This is a genomic window from Pseudoalteromonas sp. S2721, assembly GCF_005887425.1.
Classification (GTDB): domain Bacteria; phylum Pseudomonadota; class Gammaproteobacteria; order Enterobacterales; family Alteromonadaceae; genus Pseudoalteromonas; species Pseudoalteromonas simplex.
Map to the genome: position 1 here is coordinate 1 of NZ_PNCZ01000006.1, position 20,249 is coordinate 20,249.

The window sequence follows — 20,249 nt, forward strand, 5'->3', positions numbered from 1 at the left end:
GGCGTGAAATTTATTTCGCGAGATGGTTGAGTATTGTGTGATGTTCAAGACGCGCCAAGCAAGCGTGACGCCTACGGTTGATGTAGGCATGAAATTTATTTCGCGCGTTAGTTGCGTGTTGTGTGGTGTTTAAGAAGCGCCAAGCAAGCGTGAAGCCTATGTTTGATGTAGGCGTGAAATTTATTTCGCGCGATGTTTTTGTATTGTGAGGTTCAAACATTTTTGGTGTAAATTGGCTAGGTGTGTTTTTAAGTTCTAAGATCAGGTTTTACCTTCAGGATTGATAGGTTTATGTTTTCGTCAAGGAAGAGGCTTAAAGGGCGTACCTCACATTCAAACTGCTATTATTTAGTAACTCTTTGTTGTGAGAATCGAGTGCCTATATTTGCCAACTATCTATATGCAGTTGATGCTGCCAAAGCAATTTACCATTTAGAAGATAAAGTGGAGACAATCTGCTTTGTCCTTATGCCTGACCATTTACATTGGATATTTCAACTTCGCCCTCAGCAAAACTTATCAGCAGTAATTAAGCTGTACAAAAGCATGGTGACCATGTCTATTCGTAAGAGAGAGGGGCGCAAAGTAGTGGTTTGGCAAAATAATTTTTATGATCATCAAATCAGAGATGAAAATGACCTAATACATCAAGCTCGATATATAGTCGCAAACCCTCTACGCGCAAAATTAGTCAAGCACGTTGGCGATTACCCGTTTTGGAATTGTATTTGGTTGTAGAGACGTGAAATTTATGTCGCGCGATGGTTGCGTATTAAGTGGTGTTCAACACGCGCCAAGCAAGCGTGACGCCTACGGTGTTGTAGGCGTGAAATTTATTTCGCGCGAAGGAAATTAAACCATAATCGCATCTTTTAGATACTGGAATAACTCTTTGTAATTCTTTGCTGGTTTTTCTGCTTTTACTTCTTTTGCGGCGCTGCGCACTAATTGGCGCATTTTTTGGCGCTCAAGAGACGGGTATTGATCAATTGTTGAATTGATCAGGTCGTCACCTTGTTTAATTAAATCATCACGCAGGGTTTCGATTTTGTTCATCAAAACATCGGCTTGATTGTTTTTATTAAGCATGATGTCGATCATCGCTTGAATTTCATCAACGTTTTCTGTGGTACGTAAAACTTTTGCGATGTAGTTTAAGTTACGACGGTAAGCATCGCTCTTGTCACTTACTTTATCAGAAACAACAAGGGCTTCTTTTAAATCATGATTAAGCGGTAAACGATCGCGCTGCTTTTTCGGCATTTTTGCAATTTCAGCACCCAGACCATGATATTGCATGGCTTCACGTTTTAATTCGCTTTTTGATACGTAAATAATTTCTTCTTCGATAAGTGGCTTTTTCTTCTTCGCCATAAGGATGCTCATTCAGTAAACTTAACTATTCGCTATTATACGCCATTTAGTTAATGATTAATATTAGCTGATGCAGGTCTCGCAGTGTGTTAGCATTCGTTACACTATAAAAAATATCAGAACCTAGGACACACAAGATGAAAGATCCTATTTATCAACACATTTCTGAAGTGAAAGACGCGGTAAGCGAAGTACTGGAGCATGCAAAAAAATTGGGTGCTACTGCGGCTGAAGCGGCGATGTCGAGCACGTCAGGTTTGTCTGTCAGCACGCGCATGGGCGAAGTTGAAACAATAGAGTTTAACCAAGACGGTGGCTTAGGTATCAGTGTTTATGTGGGTAACAACAAAGGCTCTGCTTCAACAGCTGATTTAAACCCGAAAACATTACGTACAGTGGTCGAAAAAGCCATTGATATTGCAAAGTTCACCTCTGACGACCCATTCAATGGTATCGCTGATAAAGAGTTACTTGAATTTGTACCGCAAGATTTAGATTTATACCACCCGTGGGAAGTTAGTCCAGAGCAAGGTGTGGAGTTTTGTCATCAAGCAGAACAAGCTGCGCTGAATGCCGATGAGCGCATTGTAAATTCAGATGGTGCGAGTTTTTCTTCTCACCAAGGTTTACGTGTTTATGGTAACAGCCATGGCATGATTGCAGGTTACCCACGTACGCGTCATAGCATTAGTACGATGGTGATCGGTAAAGAAGGCGAGCAAATGCAGCGCGACTCGGCTTATACCATCGCACGTCATAAAGATGATTTAAACGACGCTGCAAAAGTAGGCCTCGAAGCGGCAACCGAAACCTTGGCTAAACTTAACAGCCAAAAGCTGGGTACTATGAAAGTGCCTGTGATCTTTAGAGCAGATATTGCTAACTCATTATTCGGCCATTTAGTGTCGGCGATTGGTGGCGGCGCGCTTTATCGTAAATCGAGCTTCTTGCTTGATAGCTTAGGTACAAAAGTATTTAGCGATTGTGTGAATATCTCTGAGCGCCCGCATTTATTAAAAGGTTTAGCGTCTTCACCGTTTGATGCTGAAGGTTTAAAAACTGTAGACCGTGAAATTATTCAAGGCGGTGAGCTGCAAACTTACCTATTAGCAAGCTATGCAGCACGCAAACTGTCTATGGCACCAACGGGTCATGCTGGTGGTATTCATAACTGGCTAGTTGAACAAACTCATTCCGATTTAAAAGCGCTATTAAAAACCATGGGCACAGGCTTATTAGTAACTGAACTTATGGGCCAAGGTGTGAACACTGTAACGGGTGATTACTCACGTGGTGCAGCAGGTTTTTGGGTTGAGAATGGCGAAATCCAATACCCAGTCAGTGAAATCACAATTGCTGGTAACTTAAAAGATATGTTTAAAGCCGTTGTGGGCTTAGGTGGCGACATCGAGCGCCGCGGTGGTATTCAAACAGGCTCTGTATTGATAGAACAAATGCAGGTTGCTGGTAGCTGATTCATCAATAACTACTCAATTTTTGAAGCCTCACGTTTGTGGGGCTTTTTTATTTGAAAAAACGCTTTACCTAAACTTAACTTGAGGTTTTATCTTGGTGGCAGTTTAAAAATAAAAAGGAAAACTACCATGTATTTAGAACACGTAAACCTTGTTGTTAGTAATGTTGATACCATGCTGCACTTTTATAAAGCGGCATTCCCGCACTGGCGTGTGCGTAGTCAAGGCGATAGCAAATGGTCGGGCAAACCGCGCAAGTGGCTGCACTTTGGTGATGATTACCAATATCTTGCATTAAGCGATAACGGTGAAGCTGAAAACCGTGATTTAGCCGGCCACCAAGTAGGCCTTGCTCATTTTGCTTATGTGACAAACGATATTAATGCCGTAGTTGAGCGACTTGTTTCAGCCGGTTATGAAATTGATAAACACGGCCCAGAAAACCCTTACCGCAAAAACGTATATTTCATCGACCCCGCAGGTTTTGAAGTTGAGTTTGTAGAGTATTTTAGTGATATTCCAAGTGAAAGGAATAATGACTTGTGAAGGAGCTGTCAGCTTTCAGCCGAATTGCGTTGTTTGTAGGCCTTGACCAAAGGCCAGCCTCGTAGGAGGTACTTTAGTGCCGAAAATTTAAGGAGCCGTCAGCTTTCAGCTATCAGTTTTGAGCCGAGTGATGTTGTTTGTAGGTCAGGTGTTGATTGATGGAATAGAGGGGTATGTAAGACGCGCCAAGCAAGCGTGACGCCTAAGGTGTAGGGGTCTTTTAACGCCGAACAGCTTTATTTATTCACGGCTAAAGCCATTCCCACGTTTGATATAGGCGTGAAATTTATTTCGCGCGCATTCTTGTAGGTCGCGCTTTAGCGCGTCATTGATGAAACGTATGTAATATCTTGTCGCCATAAATGACGACTTACATTGCATAACCGCACCTCACAACTTTACTGCATCTTATTCATCTCTTTCCAACTGGCTTTTAGGCTGTTGGCGAAGCTGATGAACTTTTCTTTCATGGTACGTTTAACTGAAATCTCGACTGAGCCTAGCCATACATTACCTTCAATAGTGATGGTTGGGCCTTGGCCTTTGTTTAAGGCAACTGATTTATTCTCTACACTACCAATCACGCTAAATAATTTAGATACCACATTTACATGTTCTGGTACGTAGATTTCATCGTTACCTAAAATACAGTTCACGTAAATGGTGACATGCTGATGTTGGAAAATCGCTTCGCTAAAGTCGAGTTCGATTGAGCCTAGGCAGTTTGTGATGTGAATTTCTTTTGGTACTACCCATTGGCCGCTGCGCTCATTTGAGCCCAGAATACTGCGTAGCTGCAGGCTTTCGTTGTCGCTGCTGTGGCTGTAGTGAGGTTTAAATTGCGCATGCTTTTGCGATTTGTAGTCAATATCCGCTTTCAGATCTAAATCAGCAACAAGCTCAACCAGTACTTCGTTGCTGGTGGCTTCCATTGCCTGATCTAGGCGGCGTTCAAATGCTTCGGCTGAAATAACAGCATGACTGTAGTTATAAATGAGTTGATCAATGACTTCTTCTCTTACTTGATCGATTGGGCGGTCTTCAAGTTTAACGGCCATGGTAGTTCCCTGTTGTGATTTTAAAGGTGATTCTTTAGTTATTAATTACAAAGCAAAGCTTAGGCCAGATTTTATTTCTATATAAATCATGAGGTTGTCTTTTTAGACGAATAAGCAATTTCGTTAAATTAACCACAGATTAATAAAATCAGCAACTAAATGGTTATTTTTGCAACATTGTGAACATCTTACCGAGCAGCTTGTAAATCTTTACCGAAATGAATATAAATCACCGCTGAATAGGTATTTAACTTGCTGAAATTTAAGGGGTAAATAGTTGGCATCATAGTCGCATTACTTAAACTGTCTTTAATCAAAAGGAGAAAGATTATGAACACTTTTAACAAATCTATGATTGCGGCTTTAGTAATTGGTGCAACTAGCATGTCAGCTCAGGCAAGCAGCTGGGAAAATGAAAGTAAAGATGCTTGGATTGATGGTAAGGCAGAAACTGTGCTTCTTATGAACACAAACCTTAACAACTTTGATATCAACACTGATGTAACGAATGGCAAAGTTGTACTAACAGGTAAAGTTGATAGCGAATTAGATAAAGAGCTTGCTGAAGAGTTAGTTCTTAGCCTAGACGGTGTTAGCTCTGTTGATAACAAACTAACGGTTGTTAAAAACATGAAAGCTAAGCACATGAAATCAGACAAAGCTGATTCTGCAGAAAGCGACTTAACCGATGCAAAAATCAGTACTGTAATCACCACACGTTATTTATTTAACTCAGAAGTAGGTGGTACAGATATCGATGTTGATACCGACAACGGTGTAGTAACACTAAAAGGTACTGTTGAGTCTGATGCAGAAAAGCAATTAGCGGTAAGCATTGCTGAAAACGCTGAAGATGTTCGCAAAGTAATCGATGAATTAACGATTGTTGCTGAATAATAGCAAGCCCTATATAGCCCAGCTTTGGCTGGGCTTATCTTTTTCAAGGAGTGAGTCATGGATTTAATACGTATTATTTTATCGGTTTTAATTCCACCTCTCGGCGTATTTTTACAGGTAGGTTTAGGTGCGCAGTTCTGGATTAATATTCTTTTAACTCTATTAGGGTATATTCCAGGTTTGATTCATGCTGTGTATATCATCGCTAAGCGATAATCACCGCATTAATCTACAAGGATGGGTAATGGAGCACAGCAAGGAAGGGCTGTAGGAGTAACGGACGATAAACCGCAAGGAGTTTACAGTATGGATAATGTAACTAAGCACAAAGGACAACAAGGAAGTAACAAAGCGTTATGGAGTAGCGCACAATGGCAACGCTTTATGGATAAGGTGAATGGAGATGACAGCAAGGATTAAGCTTAGGCTTGGAGCCCAAACGGATGAAGCTAGCGTAAGGAGGAGACTATATGGAACAAGTACAAACGCAATCAAAACAAGGATTGACCAATAATGGAGTTGCTTTATGGAACAAGCAACAGTGGCACGAATTTATGGAACACGCGAAAGCGGTTGCGCCACGATTAACAGGGAAGGCTGACGATAAAAACCCGATGTCATCTTCAGGTGACATCGGGTTTTTAACTACTTCAGCAATTTATCTTTATAACTTAAATTGATTTACTGTCTTATTTAGAGACTCTGCTAACTCATTCAAATCACGTGCTTCATCCGCCAATTCATGGGCATGATCTGCAGTGCTATTCACTAAGTGATTAATCGCTGCCAAGCTATTGTTAATATCTTCTGCAACCACAGTTTGCTGCTCTGTCGAAGTCGCAATTTGATGACTTTGATCTTGTACATTTGTCACAGATTGCGCGATATCTTGCAATGCTTGCAATACAATTTGTGTTTGCTCAACTGAGCCTTCAGCACGCTCTTGACCTTGCTGCATCATTGTTGATGCTTGTTGGGCAATTTGCTGTAAACGGCTGATCATATTGCGAATATCATCTGTTGACTCTTGCGTTCTGCTTGCTAGTGAACGAACCTCATCAGCAACAACTGCGAAACCTCGGCCTTGCTCACCTGCACGGGCTGCTTCTATCGCTGCGTTAAGTGCCAGTAAGTTAGTTTGCTCAGCGATTGAGTTGATAACATCAACCACCGCGCCGATATTGCCACTTTCTTGTTCAAGACCCGCAACGACTTTAGACGCTTCACCAATGTGACTTGCAAGAGCGGTCATGACTGACTGAGCTTGAGTTGAGCGCTTAGTGCCATCTGCGGTAATGGTTTGCACTTCTTCAGCGGCATTATTGGTATGTTGCGCGTTACGTGAAATTTCGAGAACAGTTGAGGCCATTTCGGTTACTGCCGCACTTACGCTATCAACTTGTTGCTTTTCTTGCTGAATTTCATCATTGGTTTTTTGCGATACGGTTTTCAATTGGGCTGCGGCTTGGCTTAATTGCTCAGCTTGAGCTGCAGTATTCAGCATCATTGCACGTAATTTATCGATGAAAGTATTCATGTGATGAGCAAGCTGTCCTACTTCATCCTGACTTTTTATCTCGATTTTTTGTGTTAGATCGCCATCACCTGATGCGATATCACGCATGATGTAAGTGAGTTTAGTCAGCGGCTTGGTGATCATTTGCGTGGCCCAGAAGATCATCGCAATAATAATCGCAAGAATGATGATCACGGATGTTGTGGTTGTCATCACCGCATCATTTACTGGCTCATCAATCATACTGGTCGGAATTAAAATACCCACATACCAATCAAGGTAAGGGCTTTCTAATTCAAGGCGATTGTATACAACGTAATATTGCTCGCCTTTGAATGTGACAAAGCTGCTACCCTCTTTTTGGCTTTTCATCGCGCGGTTTAATTCGCTAAAGCCCGAGGTGTCGTTAAATTGCTTTTCGAGGGCATTTAAGCCTTCTTTGCCATTAGGGCCTTCGTCTGTGATAGATAGTTTATGTCCAGTTCGTTTTGAAAAGTGCACTACTTTCTGGTTACTGTCGAGTAAAAAGCCAAAGCCTTGGCCATCAAATCGAATAGCTTCAACCATGTCGTTGATATTATTAAGCTGTAAATCAACACCACCAAAACCAATAAGCTTGTTTTGTTTATAAACAGGCTGTTGTACAACTGCAGAGGCGATACCTGTGGTTAAATCAACAGAAATAGGGCCAACATACAACTTATTAATTTTTAATGCATCTTGCCACCAACCACGTTTGTAAGCGTAATATGGTTGGCCATTATAAGTGGCGGTACGCTCGTTTTCTTTGAAGTACTCACCTGTGGTCGCAGAAGCAAAGAAGGCTGATAAAATGTTATCATCGTTACCACTAATACGAACAAAATCTTGATTAACGCTGCTGTAACCAGGCTGACTATCTAAGCTTTGATCGCGCTGAGTCCAGTTATCGAACCAGTTAACTAAATGCGGGTTTGTTACAAAGGTTTCGACAACTTTGCCGTATTTGGCAAAATAGGCCTGCATTGACAGTCGCTCACTTTGCAAATAGCTGTCGGCTTCGCGTTGAATTGCATGACGTGAAAGATCAGCAATATGGTTTACAAAAAAGCTAGACGCGATGATTAGTAGCACACTTATCGTCCCGCCAATGAGCAGAAGTATTTTTTTACGTAAAGAGAGGTTGTTTAACATAGTGCACGCGTTTTTATTATAGGTTAGAGTTATCTATCTAATCATATTTGCACCTAAATCGCTACACTGTTAAGCGAAGGTTAATAATAAATACTAAGGGGCAGTTGAGTAAATGAGTACTGAAAATAATAAACTGGTTGTTTTAGGTGCCGGCTGGCTTGGAAATGCACTTTGTGTTGAGGCAAATAAATTAGCATGGCAAGTACAGGGAACACATCGCGGTGGCGAGCACGAATATGACTTTCAGCGCCAGTTTATACTTGAAGGTGATGTGCTCAAGCATGAGCTGTCGCTTGAAAATGCTTGGTGGGTCTGCGCTATTCCACCGCGTAGTCGTAGCTCAGAAAGTAACTATTTAGCGACTTTGAAAGCAGGGCTTGAACTTGCTAAGCAACTAAATTGTAAAGGTTTTATTTTATGTTCTTCGACAGGAGTTTATCCATCTAACAATGGTCAATATGACGAAACTACAGAAATTATTTGCCAATCAGCACGTCAACAACAGCTATATGATGCTGAACAGTTAGTGCTAAGTGCTGGTGGTAAAGTATTGCGTTTGGCTGGTCTTGTAGGGCCTGGGCGCGATCCGGGTAGGTTTGTTGCCGGTAAAGAACTGACTAGCTCAAGTCAGCAAGTGGTAAACATGGTTCAGCAGCAAGATGTGATAGCGGCGATTTTTTCAGTACTTGAAAATTGGTCAAACGCGAGCAGTATTTATAATGTGGTTAATCCGGCACATCCTACAAAAGCAGATTACTACCAACAAAAATGTGCTGAGCAGGGCAACCAGCCACCGACTTTTACTAGTCATGATAAAGGCGAGCGCCTTATTGATGGCTCAGCGATTGAGTCACTGAGTTTTCGTTATCAAATGTCCATTTAGTTATTTTTTAAAAGTAAGGTGGCCGCCTAATCGGTATTTACTGCCTGGTGATACTAAACGGGCAAAGCTCACAATACCTTGTGATGACCAAGTTCGGCGGATCACTTGTAAGCATGGCTCTTCGTTATAAAGGTTCAGCCATTCGCACATTTCTTGGTTGGGCATAATCGCTTCGACTGTATGGCGTGCCTCTGTGAGCGGGGCGTTTTGCGATAAGTATTCATGAGGCGTTAGGCTATGGAAATCCTGCTGTAAGTAATCTTTAGCAAGAGCGGGGTTCACAAAGCGTTCTTCAACTTGCAGAGGTTGCTCGTTTTCATTGTGTACAATCACACTTCTGTAAACATGGCTGTCGACCTCGACACCCAAAGCAATCGCAATTGGTGCTATAGCGCTTATAGACTCCATTACTAAAATGGTACAACTATAGTGGTTACTTCGCGCTTTTACCTCATCGGCAATATTTTTAATTTCTAATAAAGATGATTGTGACTTAAAGCTAGCCACAAAAGTACCTAGGCCTTGGCTACGGGTTAATATACCTGCATCGGTTAATTCACTGAGTGCTCGTCTTGCAGTCATACGACTAACTTTAAACTGGTTGGTAAGCTCATTTTCAGAGGGCACTCGGTGATTTTCTTGCCAAGCTCCAGAACGAATATTTTCCAGAATGAACTCTTTTATTTGCGCAAATTTAGGAACACTCATTATGCGTTTATATGTGGTGAGTAAACAGTATGTTTGAAGGTGACATAATTATCTTGTATATACAAGGCGAGTTGATAAACTTTAAGCAAATTTAAATTTAGTCTCGTAATGGGCCTATCGCAAGTATCAATGTAGGTGAAAAATGCACACAACCAATAATGATCAAGCTTTCTGGGATTTAGTGATCACAGATGCCAACATCGCCACAATGGACCCAGCCATCGAAGCACCTTATGGTGCTATTGAAAATGCAGCTATTGCTGTTAAAGATGGCAAAATTGCTTGGTTAGGTGAGCAAGCCGATTTACCAGAGTTTGATGCGCTAGCTACGCCAACATTGTCAGCAAAAGGGCAGTGGTTAACCCCCGGGTTGATTGATTGCCACACTCACTTAGTGTTCGCGGGTAGCCGTGCAGAAGAATTTGAGCAGCGTTTACAAGGTGTAAGCTATGAGCAAATAGCTGCAAACGGAGGCGGTATTGCAAGTACCGTACGTGCAACGCGAGAAGCCGATCACGAAGCTTTATTTGTCAGTGCAAAAGAGCGCTTAAATGCATTATATGCAGAAGGTGTGACTACGGTAGAGATTAAATCTGGCTACGGTCTTGATTGTGAAAACGAAATTAAACTTCTCGAAGTGGCGCGTTTACTCGGTGAAAATCACCCAGTTGATGTTAAAACCACGTTTTTAGGTGCGCATGCATTACCGCCTGAATATAAAGGCCGTAGCGATGAGTACATTGATCTGGTTTGCGGTGAAATGCTTGACCGTGTTGTTGAAGCTGATTTAGCTGATGCCGTTGATGCTTTTTGTGAAAACGTAGGCTTTAGCAACGAGCAAACACGCCGTGTGTTTGAAGCGGCTAAAAAGCATAACTTACCGGTTAAGTTGCACGCTGAGCAGTTATCTAATCAACATGGTGCAGAGCTTGTTGCTGAATTTAATGGCTTATCTGCGGATCATATTGAACACTTAGATGAAGCTGGTATTCAGGCAATGGCCAAAGCGGGTACTGCAGCAGTTTTATTACCAGGTGCATTTTACTTCTTACGTGAAACAAAGTATCCGCCAATTGAACTACTGCAGCAGTACCAAGTTCCAATTGCTATTTCAACTGACTTCAACCCGGGTACTTCGCCTTTATGTTCATTGCATTTGATGATGAACATGGCATGCACTATTTTTCGGATGACACCAGAGCAAGCATTAGCTGGGGTAACTCGAAACGCTGCAGGTGCTTTAGGACTTGATGATCGTGGTGTGTTAAAGGTAGGCGCACGTGCTGATATTGCCCATTGGCAAATAACCCACCCAGCACAATTAAGTTACCAATTTGGCGTAAATAAACTGTTAAATCTGTGGATTTTGGGTAGACTTAATTAGATAAGTCTTTTTTACGTAGTATTTTTACATGTCTTTGATTGCCAGCTTAGCAAGTAGTAGCGTGAGCCTTGCAAATTTAAGTAGCGATGTTGTGCCAGTGTTTTTAGCTGGTTGCGTTCTTATGGCAATGATTTGTGCCTTATGTGTTACTCAAAATTCTATTTTAAGGCTGAGCTTAGTCGTCAATGGCGTGCTTGGATTAGCAATTCTTAGTCTTGGCATGCCTTGGTTAGTGTTATTGTTAAGTGCAAGTGTTTGTTTTCATTTGTGGCAGGCATTTCGCACAACTAATTGGCTAGCAATCATTATTTCAGTTGTTGCTGCGATTGTATTAACAGTACTTTATTCAGCTCATTTATTGTTACATACTGCTCTTTACTGGCTTGTTTTTTCTGTCGTTATTTTGTGTATATCAGGCTTTTTTAACTATGAAGAACCTGAAGAAGAGCAGGTGGTCGTTGAGCCACTTCACACTGACGAGTTAGATGCGACACCTCTTACAGGCTTACCCGATCGCAACGCCCTAAAAAATAGCTTTATTGCTTGGACCGAGGAGCATGATGCTAACTGCGCATTAGTGATGCTTCGCCTTGAAGGTTTTAACGATGTAAACCAACACATAGGTCGAGACTTTGGTGATTTGTTATTAGCGCAATCAGCAACCCGAATTAAACAGCAGCTCAATGTTGATAATGTTCTTAATATAGTGGGTAATTCAGGCAAAGCCGAAAAGTTGGCGCATTTAGGGGGCTTGAACTTTGCGTTTATTTGCTCATTAGAGGAACAAAAGCACCTTCATGAGCAACTAATTAGTCAAATTCGCCATGTTACTTTAAAGCCATTTAATGTTGCCAATTGCACCATTGAAGTTAAAGTTCGTGCTAGTTATGTAGTTTGTGATGAGCCTGAATACAGCTTTGAAAACTTCATTTCGTTTGCCAATCTAGCGCTTGATTCAAATCCAGACAAAGCGATTGTGCCTTATCATCCGCAAATGATGATTGAGCAATTGGAGCAGCAAGCACGACTACGTGAGTTAGCACACCTTGATTTTGCAAGTGAACTAGAGTTGTATTTTCAGCCAGTTATTCGTAATAGCGATGAGCAAATCGAATTTTTAGAATTGCTGTTACGTTGGCAGCATCCTAAGCAAGGGATTCTTTCTGCGAATAAATTTATAGATGATATACGTGTTGCAGGCCTAAGCTATCCTGTGGCTGCTTTTGTTATTGAGCGTGCAGCAGAACTTGCTATGGCACTACGAATGGAAGGTATTGAATTACCTCTTAGTATAAATGTGTTTGGCCCTGAGATGCTGCACGAAGAATTTATTGAGTTTGTTGACCGTATCATGGCTGAGCATCGACTAGAGCCGGGTGATTTAATTATCGAGTGCCCGCTCGATTTATTTATGAGTTTAGATGATCAAGGTAAAGCGATGGTTGCAAGGCTCAATAGTATTGGTATCAAATTATGTATAGATGGTTTTGGTGACACACCTATTTGGCTAGCTAAGCTTCCGAATCTTAATGTTGAGTATATTAAAGTGGCGGCTTCACTTACCGCTGATTTTGCTCATCAAAGTCAAATTCGAAGCCTCGTTTCGGGCATGGTCGATATGCACAATCAAAATAATGCAAAAGTGATTTGTGAAGGAGTTGAAACTCTAGAGCAACTTAAGTTTGTAAAGTCGCTTAAAACCTATGCTGCACAGGGCTATTATTTTAATTACCCATTGAGTAGTGTTGGTATGATGTCATGGCTTAAACAATGGCGTTTGGAACATCAGTAAGCGTAAAGCTGTGCTCTCTCTCTGGTAGGCTTCACGATACAACACCGCTTTTATAACCCTAGTTTCTGTAACCTTGTCACGTGGCTACGGTAAAGTTCAACTGGATCAACTTCACGAAAACTATGTAAACCAATAAATTGGTTAATCTCATCGAGATGATTCATTTTGTAATCATCTTTGATCACATGCCCTAAATGGCTACTACAGCGTGAAATGAGGCCGTCACTGTGACCTAAGATAAATAATGAGCCAAATAACATGGATAAGTCACTTAAATCTAAGATATTAGTGAGTGTTTCTGTGCCGCTCCAAGAAAAGTAGTATACGCCATTGCTTGCAAGCATATTACCTTGTTCGCACTCGTTTTTGGGTAGGCCTTCGGGGTACTTTTGATTAAATGTTGCTGCTCCTTGTGTGCTTAAACTATTTATTGCACCGAGTGTATTTTGCGGTAATTGACTATTGCCTGATAATAACGAAATAACACCACCGAATGCATCGAATACTAATCGAGTTGTATATTCTGCTTGAGAGCCGGGTGTTAGCTCCTTATTAATAAGATCAATAATGCCACTGCCATAATTTGCACCGCCTACACTGGTAACTGAGGCAATTAGATCAGGCCTGATAGATGCAACATAGCGTGCAGTTTGCGCACCTTGACTGTGACCAATCAAGTTTACTTTTTTAGCACTAGTCAGAGCTAAGATTGATTCTATTTGAGTGAGTAATTGCTCGCCTCGGACTTCTGAACTATTGATAGCAGAAACGGCAGGTGTGAAGACTAAAGTACCATCTTTTTCCAGAATTGTAGCGATATTGTAGAAGTAATCGATTCCGAGCAGGTTATCGAATCCCATTAGCCCATGAACTAAAACAACTGGATATTGGGTAGTTGTTTTTTTGGCATTGCACCAAGGGCTCAACAAAAAAAGTAAGGTAACAAATAAAATTAACGGGATTTTTTTCATACCTTTTACTCTTCTACTTCAATATTTATCACCAACAAGCCTTAAAAAAGCCTGATTTTAGTGCGCTTTTAATTCACCTTACCTTAAATTTGGGTTCTCTGTAATGTTAAATTAAAGTAAGCAGGAAAAGATGGTTTTAGTGTTTCGTTATATGTTTATCAATTTGTGTTTTTTCTGCGGTTAAGCAATTTATTTTTAATCTGGTATTTGATAAAGTCCGCGCCGTCCTCATCCTGTAGGACATCCTGTTGATGATGCATCTGAAAGGATGCAACGTATTGATAGCTTCTCCCCAGTTTGCTATAACGACTCACTCCTTGTTGAGTGAGTCGCTTTTTCTTTTCTTATCATACAATTCATTGCACAAATACACGCAAGTGATACCATCAAAGTGATTCTTATTTACTTTCGAAGGAATGCGTTATGTTTAAATCTTTGGCAATAGCTGCCTTTTCATTATCGAGTATTTTAGTTGCCCCTTTAGCCAGCGCAAATTGGCAAGTTAATAATGAGCAAAGTAACGTAAGCTTTGTATCTATTAAAAAGAACTCTATTGCAGAAGCACATCATTTCAAAAACGTGTCGGGTACACTCAACGAGCAAGGTCAATTTAAGTTGATGATCGATCTGGCATCGGTTGAAACTCTGATCCCTATCCGCAATGAGCGCATGGCTAAGTTGTTATTTGAAACAGCTAAATTCCCTAATGCAGTGTTAACTGCTGACTTAAGCAAAGCGCTGTTAACGCTAAAACCAGGTCAACATGTGCTGAAAGGGTTAAAAGCTGAATTAGACTTTCATGGCAACAAGAAAGAGCTAACGATTGATGTTCTAGCTAATATGTCAGCAAAGGGCGATATTAGCGTGTCATCTTTTACGCCAGTTATTATTAATGCGAGTGATTTCAAGGTAACAGAAGGCATTAGTGAACTACAAAAGCTTGCGGGCTTACCATCAATTGCAACAGCGGTTCCTGTAACATTTTCTTTGACGCTAGATAAAGAAAAATAATGCAATCACTTGCTGACTTAGAAGCCGCTCTTCAGACGCCCGATAAACCTTTTGAACAATGGCAGCCACAAAACTGTGGGCAAGTGCCAATAACGATTGATGCGAAAGGGCGGTGGTTTTATGGCGGCAGTGAAATAAAACGCGAGGCAATGGTTAAACTCTTTGCCTCTGTGCTTTGCAAAGAGGCAGATAGTTATTTTTTAAAAACACCCGTCGAGAAAATGGCTATCACTGTCATTGATGTGCCTTTTATTATTGTTGATTGGCGTTTTGAAGAGACAGAGCAAGGCCTTGCTCTATGTTGTGTCGATAATTTACAGCGCGCTTGGTTGGTATCAGCAAAGCAACCACTATTACTGAGAGAATTTGAAGGTGTCAGTGTGCCTTATCTTCAATTAGCACATGGCTTGGCTGCGAGGGTATCGAGAAATGTTTATTATCAGTGGGCTGAAATAGCCTGCTCAGATGAGCAGGGCTATTATATAGAATCATTAGCCAAGCGTTATTACTTGGCCTAAGCACTTAGTCTTCTGGTTGTTCGTCAGACTCAGGTGCTTGCGCTTCAATAGGGCCTAAAAACCACTCATCGAGCTTTTTAGCAACTTCAGGTAAGCCGGTGCCTTTTAGTGAAGAGAAGGCATGTACTGTAATATCACCATCTAAACTACTTAACTCACGACGAACTTGTAAAACTTGAGCTTTACGCGCGCCTTGTTTTAGCTTGTCGGCTTTAGTTAATAGTGCCAGCACTGGAATTTCGCTGCCCACCGCCCAGTCGATTAAGTCACGGTCTAAATCTTTTAACGGGTGGCGAATATCCATCAAAACAACGATACCTTTTAAGCTTTGACGTTTTTGTAAATATTCACCTAGCGATTTTTGCCACTTCTTTTTCATTTCGATAGGCACTTTCGCAAAACCATAGCCCGGCAAGTCAATAAGGCGCTTATCGGCATCAAGTTCAAAGGTATTGATCAACTGAGTACGACCAGGTGTTTTAGAAGTACGCGCTAACTTTTGATCAGTTAACGTGTTTAAAGCACTTGATTTACCCGCATTAGAGCGACCAGCAAACGCGACTTCAATCCCCGTATCAGCAGGTAAGCGTGAGATATCAGGTGCGCTGGTAACAAAGGACGCAGTATTGTATTTGATACGAGATTTGAGCACAGGCTCTCCTAGTCTTTTATAAAAAATAACAAACAGTGGCTAATTTCCACTTAAGGCACGTATTTTATACTATTAAAGCAGCATTCAAAAGCGTATTTAAGCGTGCTAAATTGGCTTTAAATTAGGAAAATTACTAGGTGTAAACTTAATCTAAGTCAAATCCCTATAAATTATGAGCTTAATGTGGGCAGAAAACGTGCCAGAGAATTTATTATCGTGTAGAATATAGAAATCACAACATCCATATTGTAGATGATACAGGGTCGGAAACAGAGAATTCACCATGAAAAAAATAGCACTATCTTTAACTATATTGCTTGGTACGTTGTCAGCAAGCAACGCAACAGCATTTGATGGCGATGTAAACGCAGGTAAAGAGAAATCGGCAACGTGTGCGGCTTGTCACGGCCCAGACGGTAATGCACCGGTTAATATCTACCCTAAAATTGCAGGCCAACACGCAGATTATATCTATAAACAATTACAAGAGTTTAAATTAGGTATGACATCTGGCGGCAAAGAAGGTCGTATGGATCCAGTAATGAGTGGTATGGCTATGCCGCTTAGCGATCAAGACATGAAAGACCTAGCAGCTTACTTCTCTTCTTTAAATATGTCTGAAGGTGCAACACCTAAAGATGTAGTAGAAGTAGGTCAGCAGCTTTATAAAGCCGGTGATGCAGAGCGTGGTATTCCAGCATGTGCTGCGTGTCACGGTCCTCGTGGTAACGGTACATCACTAGCTAAATTCCCGAAAATTTCGTTCCAACATCCAGAATACATCAAGTCACAACTTGAAAAATTCCGTGATGGTACGCGTAATAACGACTTAAACGGTATGATGCAAGACATCGCTAAAAAGCTAACAGACAAAGACATCGAAGTACTTTCAAAATACTTAGGTGGCTTACACTAAAGTCTGATTGCGGAAAGAAATGCTCCGCAGTAGTATGTAAAGAGTTTGAAAAAGCAGCGCAAGCTGCTTTTTTTGTACCTAACGTATGTCGAAATTTCCCACTCCCTTGTGAGACATTGACCATATCTAGCTGTAAGCCAAGTCTTATTTTTATTTCACTATTTTTGCTAAGTCTTTGTTATTAATTAAAATGACAATGTTGCAATAAGTCATCTGTAAGAAAAATTATATAAATTAGTTGTAACAATTTTATTAATAAGTAAATTAACCACTGTCGCTGAGACAGCAAAAACAACATGGACAATGTAATAAGGAAAGTAACTGCGGCAAATCTTTAGGGGTTGACACTAGTTAGGTGTCCTAAAGGAAATAATAAAAAAGTGTCAGGATTGACCGAGAATAATAAAAGCTCATGGAAGTTTAATAATAAAAACAAAATGGAATGCTACACGGAAGGTTAAAACAATAACAAAATGGATAAACAATAATAATAAAAATAATAAAGACTAAAAAGTCGAAGGGAGAAGTGTCCAGATAATTGGCGCTCAGATTAGTAGGCGGTAGAGATGTTTTCTCTACCGCCTTTTTATTTGTCCTGTTACAATAGCCACCGTTTGTACTAAAAGTATGAAAAGTGCGCAGTTCGTCAAGTTGACCAACCACATCCGCACATCGAATTCTTCTGGTTATGCCAGCATTACAATGCCACAAAGGCGTTGTGCACAACCTCTTAAGTGAGATGATCAAGATATGAGTAGAAAGAAAAAGTCGCGTAAAATTCCATCGAATGGTCCTGTACGTCTGAGCAAAGAAAAGCTTAGAGAGATGCGCGCGTTAAAAGAGCAGCGAGTTAAAAAGACCAAAGGTGCTAAACCTGGGTCTCGAAATGCACCTGATGCACAAAATGCAGAAAACACTGCTGCAAACAATCAACCGAAAGATAAGCGTGTTGGTAGTAAAAAGCCGGTTTCTTTAGTTGCGCCTAAGGCTGAGCCGAAAGTTGAAATGAAACGCAACTTAAAACCTATGGTTGAGCTTAAGAAAGTGACTGAGCCTGAACTAACACCAGAGCAAGAGTTAGAAGCGCTAGAGAATGACGAGCGTCTACTTAAGCTGGTTGAGCGTCATGAGCGCGGTGAGTTATTAACAGGTAAAGACGCTAAGTACTTCAATAGCCGTATTGCCCGCCACCAAGCACTTTGCGAGTTATTAGGCATTGAAGATGAAGACGAGTACGAAGATGACTTTGAAGATGATTCATACGATGAAGGTGAATCTGACTTCGATAAGTACTTATCTGATGATTTAGCCAACGAATGGTTTGATGACGAAGATGAGGATGAGCGATGAGCACAACCTTGATTATTGCCATCTTAATTGGTGCGGCAATTATCGCAGGGCTTGCGTTTTATGCAGGACAACTTCTGTATAAACTAAAAGAGCAAAATAAGCTTATCGCCAAGAAGCAAGCTGAGCATGAGCAAAAACTTGCGGCATCAAAAGCAAAGCGTAATGCAAAGCTAGCCGATAGCATTCATTTAATTGCCCGTGCAATGAATGAAGAGCAATGTGAGTTCTCAGAAGGCTGCTTACGTATTTGGGTGCTGATCTCTCAATATAGCTTTGCTGAAGAGTTTGAGCTAAGTGAGCGCTACCCAGGCATATTTAAAATGTACGAAGTCGTAAAAGATATGCCAACGCACGATGCCCGTAAGAAATACTCTAAAAAAGAGATTTTTAAAATGGACACTGCTCGCTGGCGTGCTGAAGAGCAACATAGCGATGAAATCAAAGCGGATTGCGCACGTATAATTGAAGAGTTTAAAGCCGCTCCAGGCAGCGAAAACGTAGTATTTAATTAAGTTGACGTACCGTTGAATTAAACAAAATAAAAAGCAGAGCCTAGGCTCTGCTTTTTTGTTGGGCTAGATAACTCGTGAGAAACGAGTTTGCTTGATTTGTTGTTGTAGGTGCGCATCAAAGCACATACAAATAATACGAATAAACAAATTACCGCGCGCTGTTACTGTGATCTTATCTTGGCTAACAGACACCAAGCCATCAGCTAGTAATGGGTCGAGCGCCTGTAACGCCTCGCAGAAGTAGCTGGCAAAGTTGATATTAAACTGCTTTTCGATTGCTGGAATATCCAGCTCAAACTGGCAGATCAATTGTTTGATAACCGCTGCACGTAACGTATCGTCATCAGTTAAAGCAACACCTTTACAGATTGCACTACCAAAGCCTTCTTGCACGGCTTTGTAATAGTGCTTTAACTCTTTTTCGTTTTGTAAAATGGCATTGCCTATTTGCGAAATAGATGACACACCCAAACCTAATAAGTCACATTGGCCATGCGTTGTGTAACCTTGGAAATTACGGTGTAATTGACCTGCGTTTTGTGCAATTGCTAGTTCATTGTCTTTACGGGCAAAGTGGTCCATACCAATAAACTGATAACCCGCCGCTAACATCTGCTCAAGGGTATTTTTGAACATAGTGAGCTTGTCGCCAGCAGATGGTAAGTCAGCGTCTTTAATTTTACGCTGAGCAGCGAATCTATCTGGTAAGTGGGCATAGTTAAATACCGACACGCGATCAGGGTTTAACTCTATCAGCTGCGCAATCGTCTCTTTAAAACTCTCTGGTGTTTGCAGTGGCAAACCGTAAATCATATCTGCATTAATAGACTTAAAGCCAAGTTCACGAGCCTCACTTATTAAACCTTTTACAGATTGCACGCTTTGTGGGCGATTAACTGCCAGCTGCACATCATCATTGAAATCCTGAATACCAAACGAGACACGATTGAAGCCAAGTTTACGTAGGTGAACTAGCATGCCATCAGCTAAAGAACGAGGGTCAATCTCAATACCGCGCTCGGCATCATCAGCAAAATTAAAATGCTGCTCAACCAATGCCATTAAACGGCTCATTTGCTCTGCCGATAAGAACGTTGGCGTACCACCCCCTAAATGCAGTTGCTCAACCTTATAATCGGCAAAAAGCGTTGCTTGCTCAGCAATTTCAAGCGCTAAATTATCTAGGTATAAATCGGCTTTAGATTGATGACGAGTGATCACTTTATTACAACCACAGTAATAACAAAGCTGACTGCAAAAAGGGATATGGATATACAGCGATAAAGAACGGCTTTTCGATGCCGCAATCGCGTTAATCATATCTTGTTGCTTATAACCATCAGCTAAAGACAATGCCGTTGGGTAAGATGTATATCGAGGCCCAGAAATATTGTACTTGTTGATCAGAGATTGATCCCAGCTTGGTAAATTTATCACAGTCAGCACTCCGCAATTGATTGAGCGGCTATTTTAACGAGTTTAGCAAGTTAGCTATTTGATCTAGAACAATGTC

Annotated in this window: 21 protein-coding genes; 14 read left to right on the forward strand and 7 right to left on the reverse strand. The window is 41.1% G+C overall.

Annotation, left to right across the window (positions count from 1 at the left end; translation table 11 throughout):
* Window positions 1–291: 291 nt before the first annotated feature.
* Window positions 292–738, forward strand: coding sequence for an REP-associated tyrosine transposase (locus tag CWC02_RS01560; RefSeq protein WP_138616078.1), 447 nt, complete (start codon window positions 292–294; stop codon window positions 736–738).
* A gap of 114 nt (window positions 739–852) precedes the next feature.
* On the opposite strand, the gene yjgA is transcribed toward CWC02_RS01560, so the two are convergent.
* Complete coding sequence (gene yjgA / locus CWC02_RS01565) at window positions 853–1,374, reverse strand: ribosome biogenesis factor YjgA (protein WP_130167255.1); 522 nt, start codon at window positions 1,372–1,374, stop codon at window positions 853–855.
* A 137-nt stretch (window positions 1,375–1,511) separates the two neighbouring features.
* On the opposite strand from yjgA, the gene pmbA reads away from it, so the two are divergent.
* Both pmbA and CWC02_RS01575 read left to right on the forward strand, forming a co-directional pair.
* On the forward strand, window positions 1,512–2,849 hold the full coding sequence (gene pmbA, locus CWC02_RS01570; RefSeq protein ID WP_138616080.1) for a metalloprotease PmbA: 1,338 nt from the start codon (window positions 1,512–1,514) through the stop codon (window positions 2,847–2,849).
* 129 nt (window positions 2,850–2,978) lie between these two features.
* The gene (locus tag CWC02_RS01575; protein WP_138616082.1) at window positions 2,979–3,395 is read left to right on the forward strand and encodes a VOC family protein; all 417 of its coding nucleotides are present in this window, start codon (window positions 2,979–2,981) and stop codon (window positions 3,393–3,395) included.
* Between the two features lie 398 nt (window positions 3,396–3,793).
* On the opposite strand, the gene CWC02_RS01580 is transcribed toward CWC02_RS01575, so the two are convergent.
* Window positions 3,794–4,453 carry a LiaF domain-containing protein gene (locus tag CWC02_RS01580; RefSeq protein ID WP_054552868.1) on the reverse strand — a complete coding sequence of 220 codons (660 nt, stop codon included), beginning with the start codon at window positions 4,451–4,453 and terminating at the stop codon, window positions 3,794–3,796.
* Window positions 4,454–4,783: 330 nt separating this feature from the next.
* Here CWC02_RS01580 and CWC02_RS01585 point away from each other — a divergent pair, with 330 nt between their 5' ends.
* The 3 genes from CWC02_RS01585 to CWC02_RS01595 all read left to right on the forward strand — a co-directional run bounded on the left by CWC02_RS01585 (window position 4,784) and on the right by CWC02_RS01595 (window position 6,030).
* Complete coding sequence (locus CWC02_RS01585; RefSeq protein ID WP_054552867.1) at window positions 4,784–5,350, forward strand: BON domain-containing protein; 567 nt, start codon at window positions 4,784–4,786, stop codon at window positions 5,348–5,350.
* A 57-nt stretch (window positions 5,351–5,407) separates the two neighbouring features.
* Window positions 5,408–5,566: a YqaE/Pmp3 family membrane protein gene (locus CWC02_RS01590; protein ID WP_064971745.1), complete on the forward strand. Its 159-nt coding sequence runs from the start codon at window positions 5,408–5,410 to the stop codon at window positions 5,564–5,566.
* A gap of 254 nt (window positions 5,567–5,820) precedes the next feature.
* Complete coding sequence (locus CWC02_RS01595; protein WP_054552865.1) at window positions 5,821–6,030, forward strand: hypothetical protein; 210 nt, start codon at window positions 5,821–5,823, stop codon at window positions 6,028–6,030.
* On the opposite strand, the gene CWC02_RS01600 is transcribed toward CWC02_RS01595, so the two are convergent.
* Window positions 6,015–8,039 carry a methyl-accepting chemotaxis protein gene (locus CWC02_RS01600; RefSeq protein WP_054552864.1) on the reverse strand — a complete coding sequence of 675 codons (2,025 nt, stop codon included), beginning with the start codon at window positions 8,037–8,039 and terminating at the stop codon, window positions 6,015–6,017. The genes CWC02_RS01595 and CWC02_RS01600 overlap by 16 nt on opposite strands.
* A 112-nt stretch (window positions 8,040–8,151) precedes the next feature.
* Here CWC02_RS01600 and CWC02_RS01605 point away from each other — a divergent pair, with 112 nt between their 5' ends.
* A complete protein-coding gene (locus CWC02_RS01605; RefSeq protein ID WP_138616084.1) occupies window positions 8,152–8,922 on the forward strand; it encodes a Rossmann-fold NAD(P)-binding domain-containing protein in 771 nt (256 codons plus the stop codon).
* Here CWC02_RS01605 and hutC read toward each other — a convergent pair whose 3' ends face one another.
* On the reverse strand, window positions 8,923–9,630 hold the full coding sequence (hutC, locus tag CWC02_RS01610; RefSeq protein ID WP_138616087.1) for a histidine utilization transcriptional repressor HutC: 708 nt from the start codon (window positions 9,628–9,630) through the stop codon (window positions 8,923–8,925).
* A 142-nt stretch (window positions 9,631–9,772) separates the two neighbouring features.
* Here hutC and hutI point away from each other — a divergent pair, with 142 nt between their 5' ends.
* Entirely contained in the window at window positions 9,773–11,014 is a 1,242-nt protein-coding gene (gene hutI, locus CWC02_RS01615) for an imidazolonepropionase (protein WP_054552861.1), read from the forward strand.
* A 121-nt stretch (window positions 11,015–11,135) separates the two neighbouring features.
* Window positions 11,136–12,806 carry a GGDEF domain-containing phosphodiesterase gene (locus CWC02_RS01620; RefSeq protein WP_171043809.1) on the forward strand — a complete coding sequence of 557 codons (1,671 nt, stop codon included), beginning with the start codon at window positions 11,136–11,138 and terminating at the stop codon, window positions 12,804–12,806.
* A gap of 50 nt (window positions 12,807–12,856) precedes the next feature.
* Here the strand turns inward: CWC02_RS01620 and CWC02_RS01625 are convergent, their stop codons facing one another.
* The gene (locus CWC02_RS01625) at window positions 12,857–13,777 is read right to left on the reverse strand and encodes an esterase/lipase family protein (RefSeq protein ID WP_138616089.1); all 921 of its coding nucleotides are present in this window, start codon (window positions 13,775–13,777) and stop codon (window positions 12,857–12,859) included.
* A gap of 423 nt (window positions 13,778–14,200) precedes the next feature.
* On the opposite strand from CWC02_RS01625, the gene CWC02_RS01630 reads away from it, so the two are divergent.
* On the forward strand, window positions 14,201–14,788 hold the full coding sequence (locus CWC02_RS01630; protein WP_138616091.1) for a YceI family protein: 588 nt from the start codon (window positions 14,201–14,203) through the stop codon (window positions 14,786–14,788).
* Window positions 14,788–15,306 carry a DUF1285 domain-containing protein gene (locus CWC02_RS01635; RefSeq protein ID WP_138616093.1) on the forward strand — a complete coding sequence of 173 codons (519 nt, stop codon included), beginning with the start codon at window positions 14,788–14,790 and terminating at the stop codon, window positions 15,304–15,306. The genes CWC02_RS01630 and CWC02_RS01635 overlap by 1 nt, the downstream gene beginning before the upstream one ends.
* Before the next feature lie 4 nt (window positions 15,307–15,310).
* On the opposite strand, the gene yihA is transcribed toward CWC02_RS01635, so the two are convergent.
* A complete protein-coding gene (yihA, locus tag CWC02_RS01640; RefSeq protein WP_138599290.1) occupies window positions 15,311–15,958 on the reverse strand; it encodes a ribosome biogenesis GTP-binding protein YihA/YsxC in 648 nt (215 codons plus the stop codon).
* Window positions 15,959–16,241: 283 nt separating this feature from the next.
* Here yihA and CWC02_RS01645 point away from each other — a divergent pair, with 283 nt between their 5' ends.
* The 3 genes from CWC02_RS01645 (at window position 16,242) to CWC02_RS01655 (ending at window position 18,736) form a co-directional block, all read left to right on the forward strand.
* Complete coding sequence (locus tag CWC02_RS01645; RefSeq protein WP_054552855.1) at window positions 16,242–16,874, forward strand: c-type cytochrome; 633 nt, start codon at window positions 16,242–16,244, stop codon at window positions 16,872–16,874.
* A gap of 750 nt (window positions 16,875–17,624) precedes the next feature.
* Window positions 17,625–18,224, forward strand: coding sequence for a Der GTPase-activating protein YihI (gene yihI / locus CWC02_RS01650; protein WP_054552854.1), 600 nt, complete (start codon window positions 17,625–17,627; stop codon window positions 18,222–18,224).
* Complete coding sequence (locus CWC02_RS01655; RefSeq protein WP_054552853.1) at window positions 18,221–18,736, forward strand: DUF2489 domain-containing protein; 516 nt, start codon at window positions 18,221–18,223, stop codon at window positions 18,734–18,736. The genes yihI and CWC02_RS01655 overlap by 4 nt, the downstream gene beginning before the upstream one ends.
* 63 nt (window positions 18,737–18,799) lie before the next feature.
* On the opposite strand, the gene hemN is transcribed toward CWC02_RS01655, so the two are convergent.
* Window positions 18,800–20,173, reverse strand: coding sequence for an oxygen-independent coproporphyrinogen III oxidase (gene hemN / locus CWC02_RS01660; protein ID WP_138616095.1), 1,374 nt, complete (start codon window positions 20,171–20,173; stop codon window positions 18,800–18,802).
* Between the last annotated feature and the right edge of the window lie 76 nt (window positions 20,174–20,249).

What these genes read in the sequence shown, in the direction of transcription:
- CWC02_RS01560 (WP_138616078.1), top strand. Translation starts at nt 292, where the DNA reads ATGTTTTCGTCAAGGAAGAGGCTTAAAGGGCGTACCTCACATTCAAAC.
- yjgA (WP_130167255.1), bottom strand. Translation starts at nt 1,374, where the DNA reads ATGGCGAAGAAGAAAAAGCCACTTATCGAAGAAGAAATTATTTACGTA.
- pmbA (WP_138616080.1), top strand. Translation starts at nt 1,512, where the DNA reads ATGAAAGATCCTATTTATCAACACATTTCTGAAGTGAAAGACGCGGTA.
- CWC02_RS01575 (WP_138616082.1), top strand. Translation starts at nt 2,979, where the DNA reads ATGTATTTAGAACACGTAAACCTTGTTGTTAGTAATGTTGATACCATG.
- CWC02_RS01580 (WP_054552868.1), bottom strand. Translation starts at nt 4,453, where the DNA reads ATGGCCGTTAAACTTGAAGACCGCCCAATCGATCAAGTAAGAGAAGAA.
- CWC02_RS01585 (WP_054552867.1), top strand. Translation starts at nt 4,784, where the DNA reads ATGAACACTTTTAACAAATCTATGATTGCGGCTTTAGTAATTGGTGCA.
- CWC02_RS01590 (WP_064971745.1), top strand. Translation starts at nt 5,408, where the DNA reads ATGGATTTAATACGTATTATTTTATCGGTTTTAATTCCACCTCTCGGC.
- CWC02_RS01595 (WP_054552865.1), top strand. Translation starts at nt 5,821, where the DNA reads ATGGAACAAGTACAAACGCAATCAAAACAAGGATTGACCAATAATGGA.
- CWC02_RS01600 (WP_054552864.1), bottom strand. Translation starts at nt 8,039, where the DNA reads ATGTTAAACAACCTCTCTTTACGTAAAAAAATACTTCTGCTCATTGGC.
- CWC02_RS01605 (WP_138616084.1), top strand. Translation starts at nt 8,152, where the DNA reads ATGAGTACTGAAAATAATAAACTGGTTGTTTTAGGTGCCGGCTGGCTT.
- hutC (WP_138616087.1), bottom strand. Translation starts at nt 9,630, where the DNA reads ATGAGTGTTCCTAAATTTGCGCAAATAAAAGAGTTCATTCTGGAAAAT.
- hutI (WP_054552861.1), top strand. Translation starts at nt 9,773, where the DNA reads ATGCACACAACCAATAATGATCAAGCTTTCTGGGATTTAGTGATCACA.
- CWC02_RS01620 (WP_171043809.1), top strand. Translation starts at nt 11,136, where the DNA reads ATGGCAATGATTTGTGCCTTATGTGTTACTCAAAATTCTATTTTAAGG.
- CWC02_RS01625 (WP_138616089.1), bottom strand. Translation starts at nt 13,777, where the DNA reads ATGAAAAAAATCCCGTTAATTTTATTTGTTACCTTACTTTTTTTGTTG.
- CWC02_RS01630 (WP_138616091.1), top strand. Translation starts at nt 14,201, where the DNA reads ATGTTTAAATCTTTGGCAATAGCTGCCTTTTCATTATCGAGTATTTTA.
- CWC02_RS01635 (WP_138616093.1), top strand. Translation starts at nt 14,788, where the DNA reads ATGCAATCACTTGCTGACTTAGAAGCCGCTCTTCAGACGCCCGATAAA.
- CWC02_RS01645 (WP_054552855.1), top strand. Translation starts at nt 16,242, where the DNA reads ATGAAAAAAATAGCACTATCTTTAACTATATTGCTTGGTACGTTGTCA.
- yihI (WP_054552854.1), top strand. Translation starts at nt 17,625, where the DNA reads ATGAGTAGAAAGAAAAAGTCGCGTAAAATTCCATCGAATGGTCCTGTA.
- CWC02_RS01655 (WP_054552853.1), top strand. Translation starts at nt 18,221, where the DNA reads ATGAGCACAACCTTGATTATTGCCATCTTAATTGGTGCGGCAATTATC.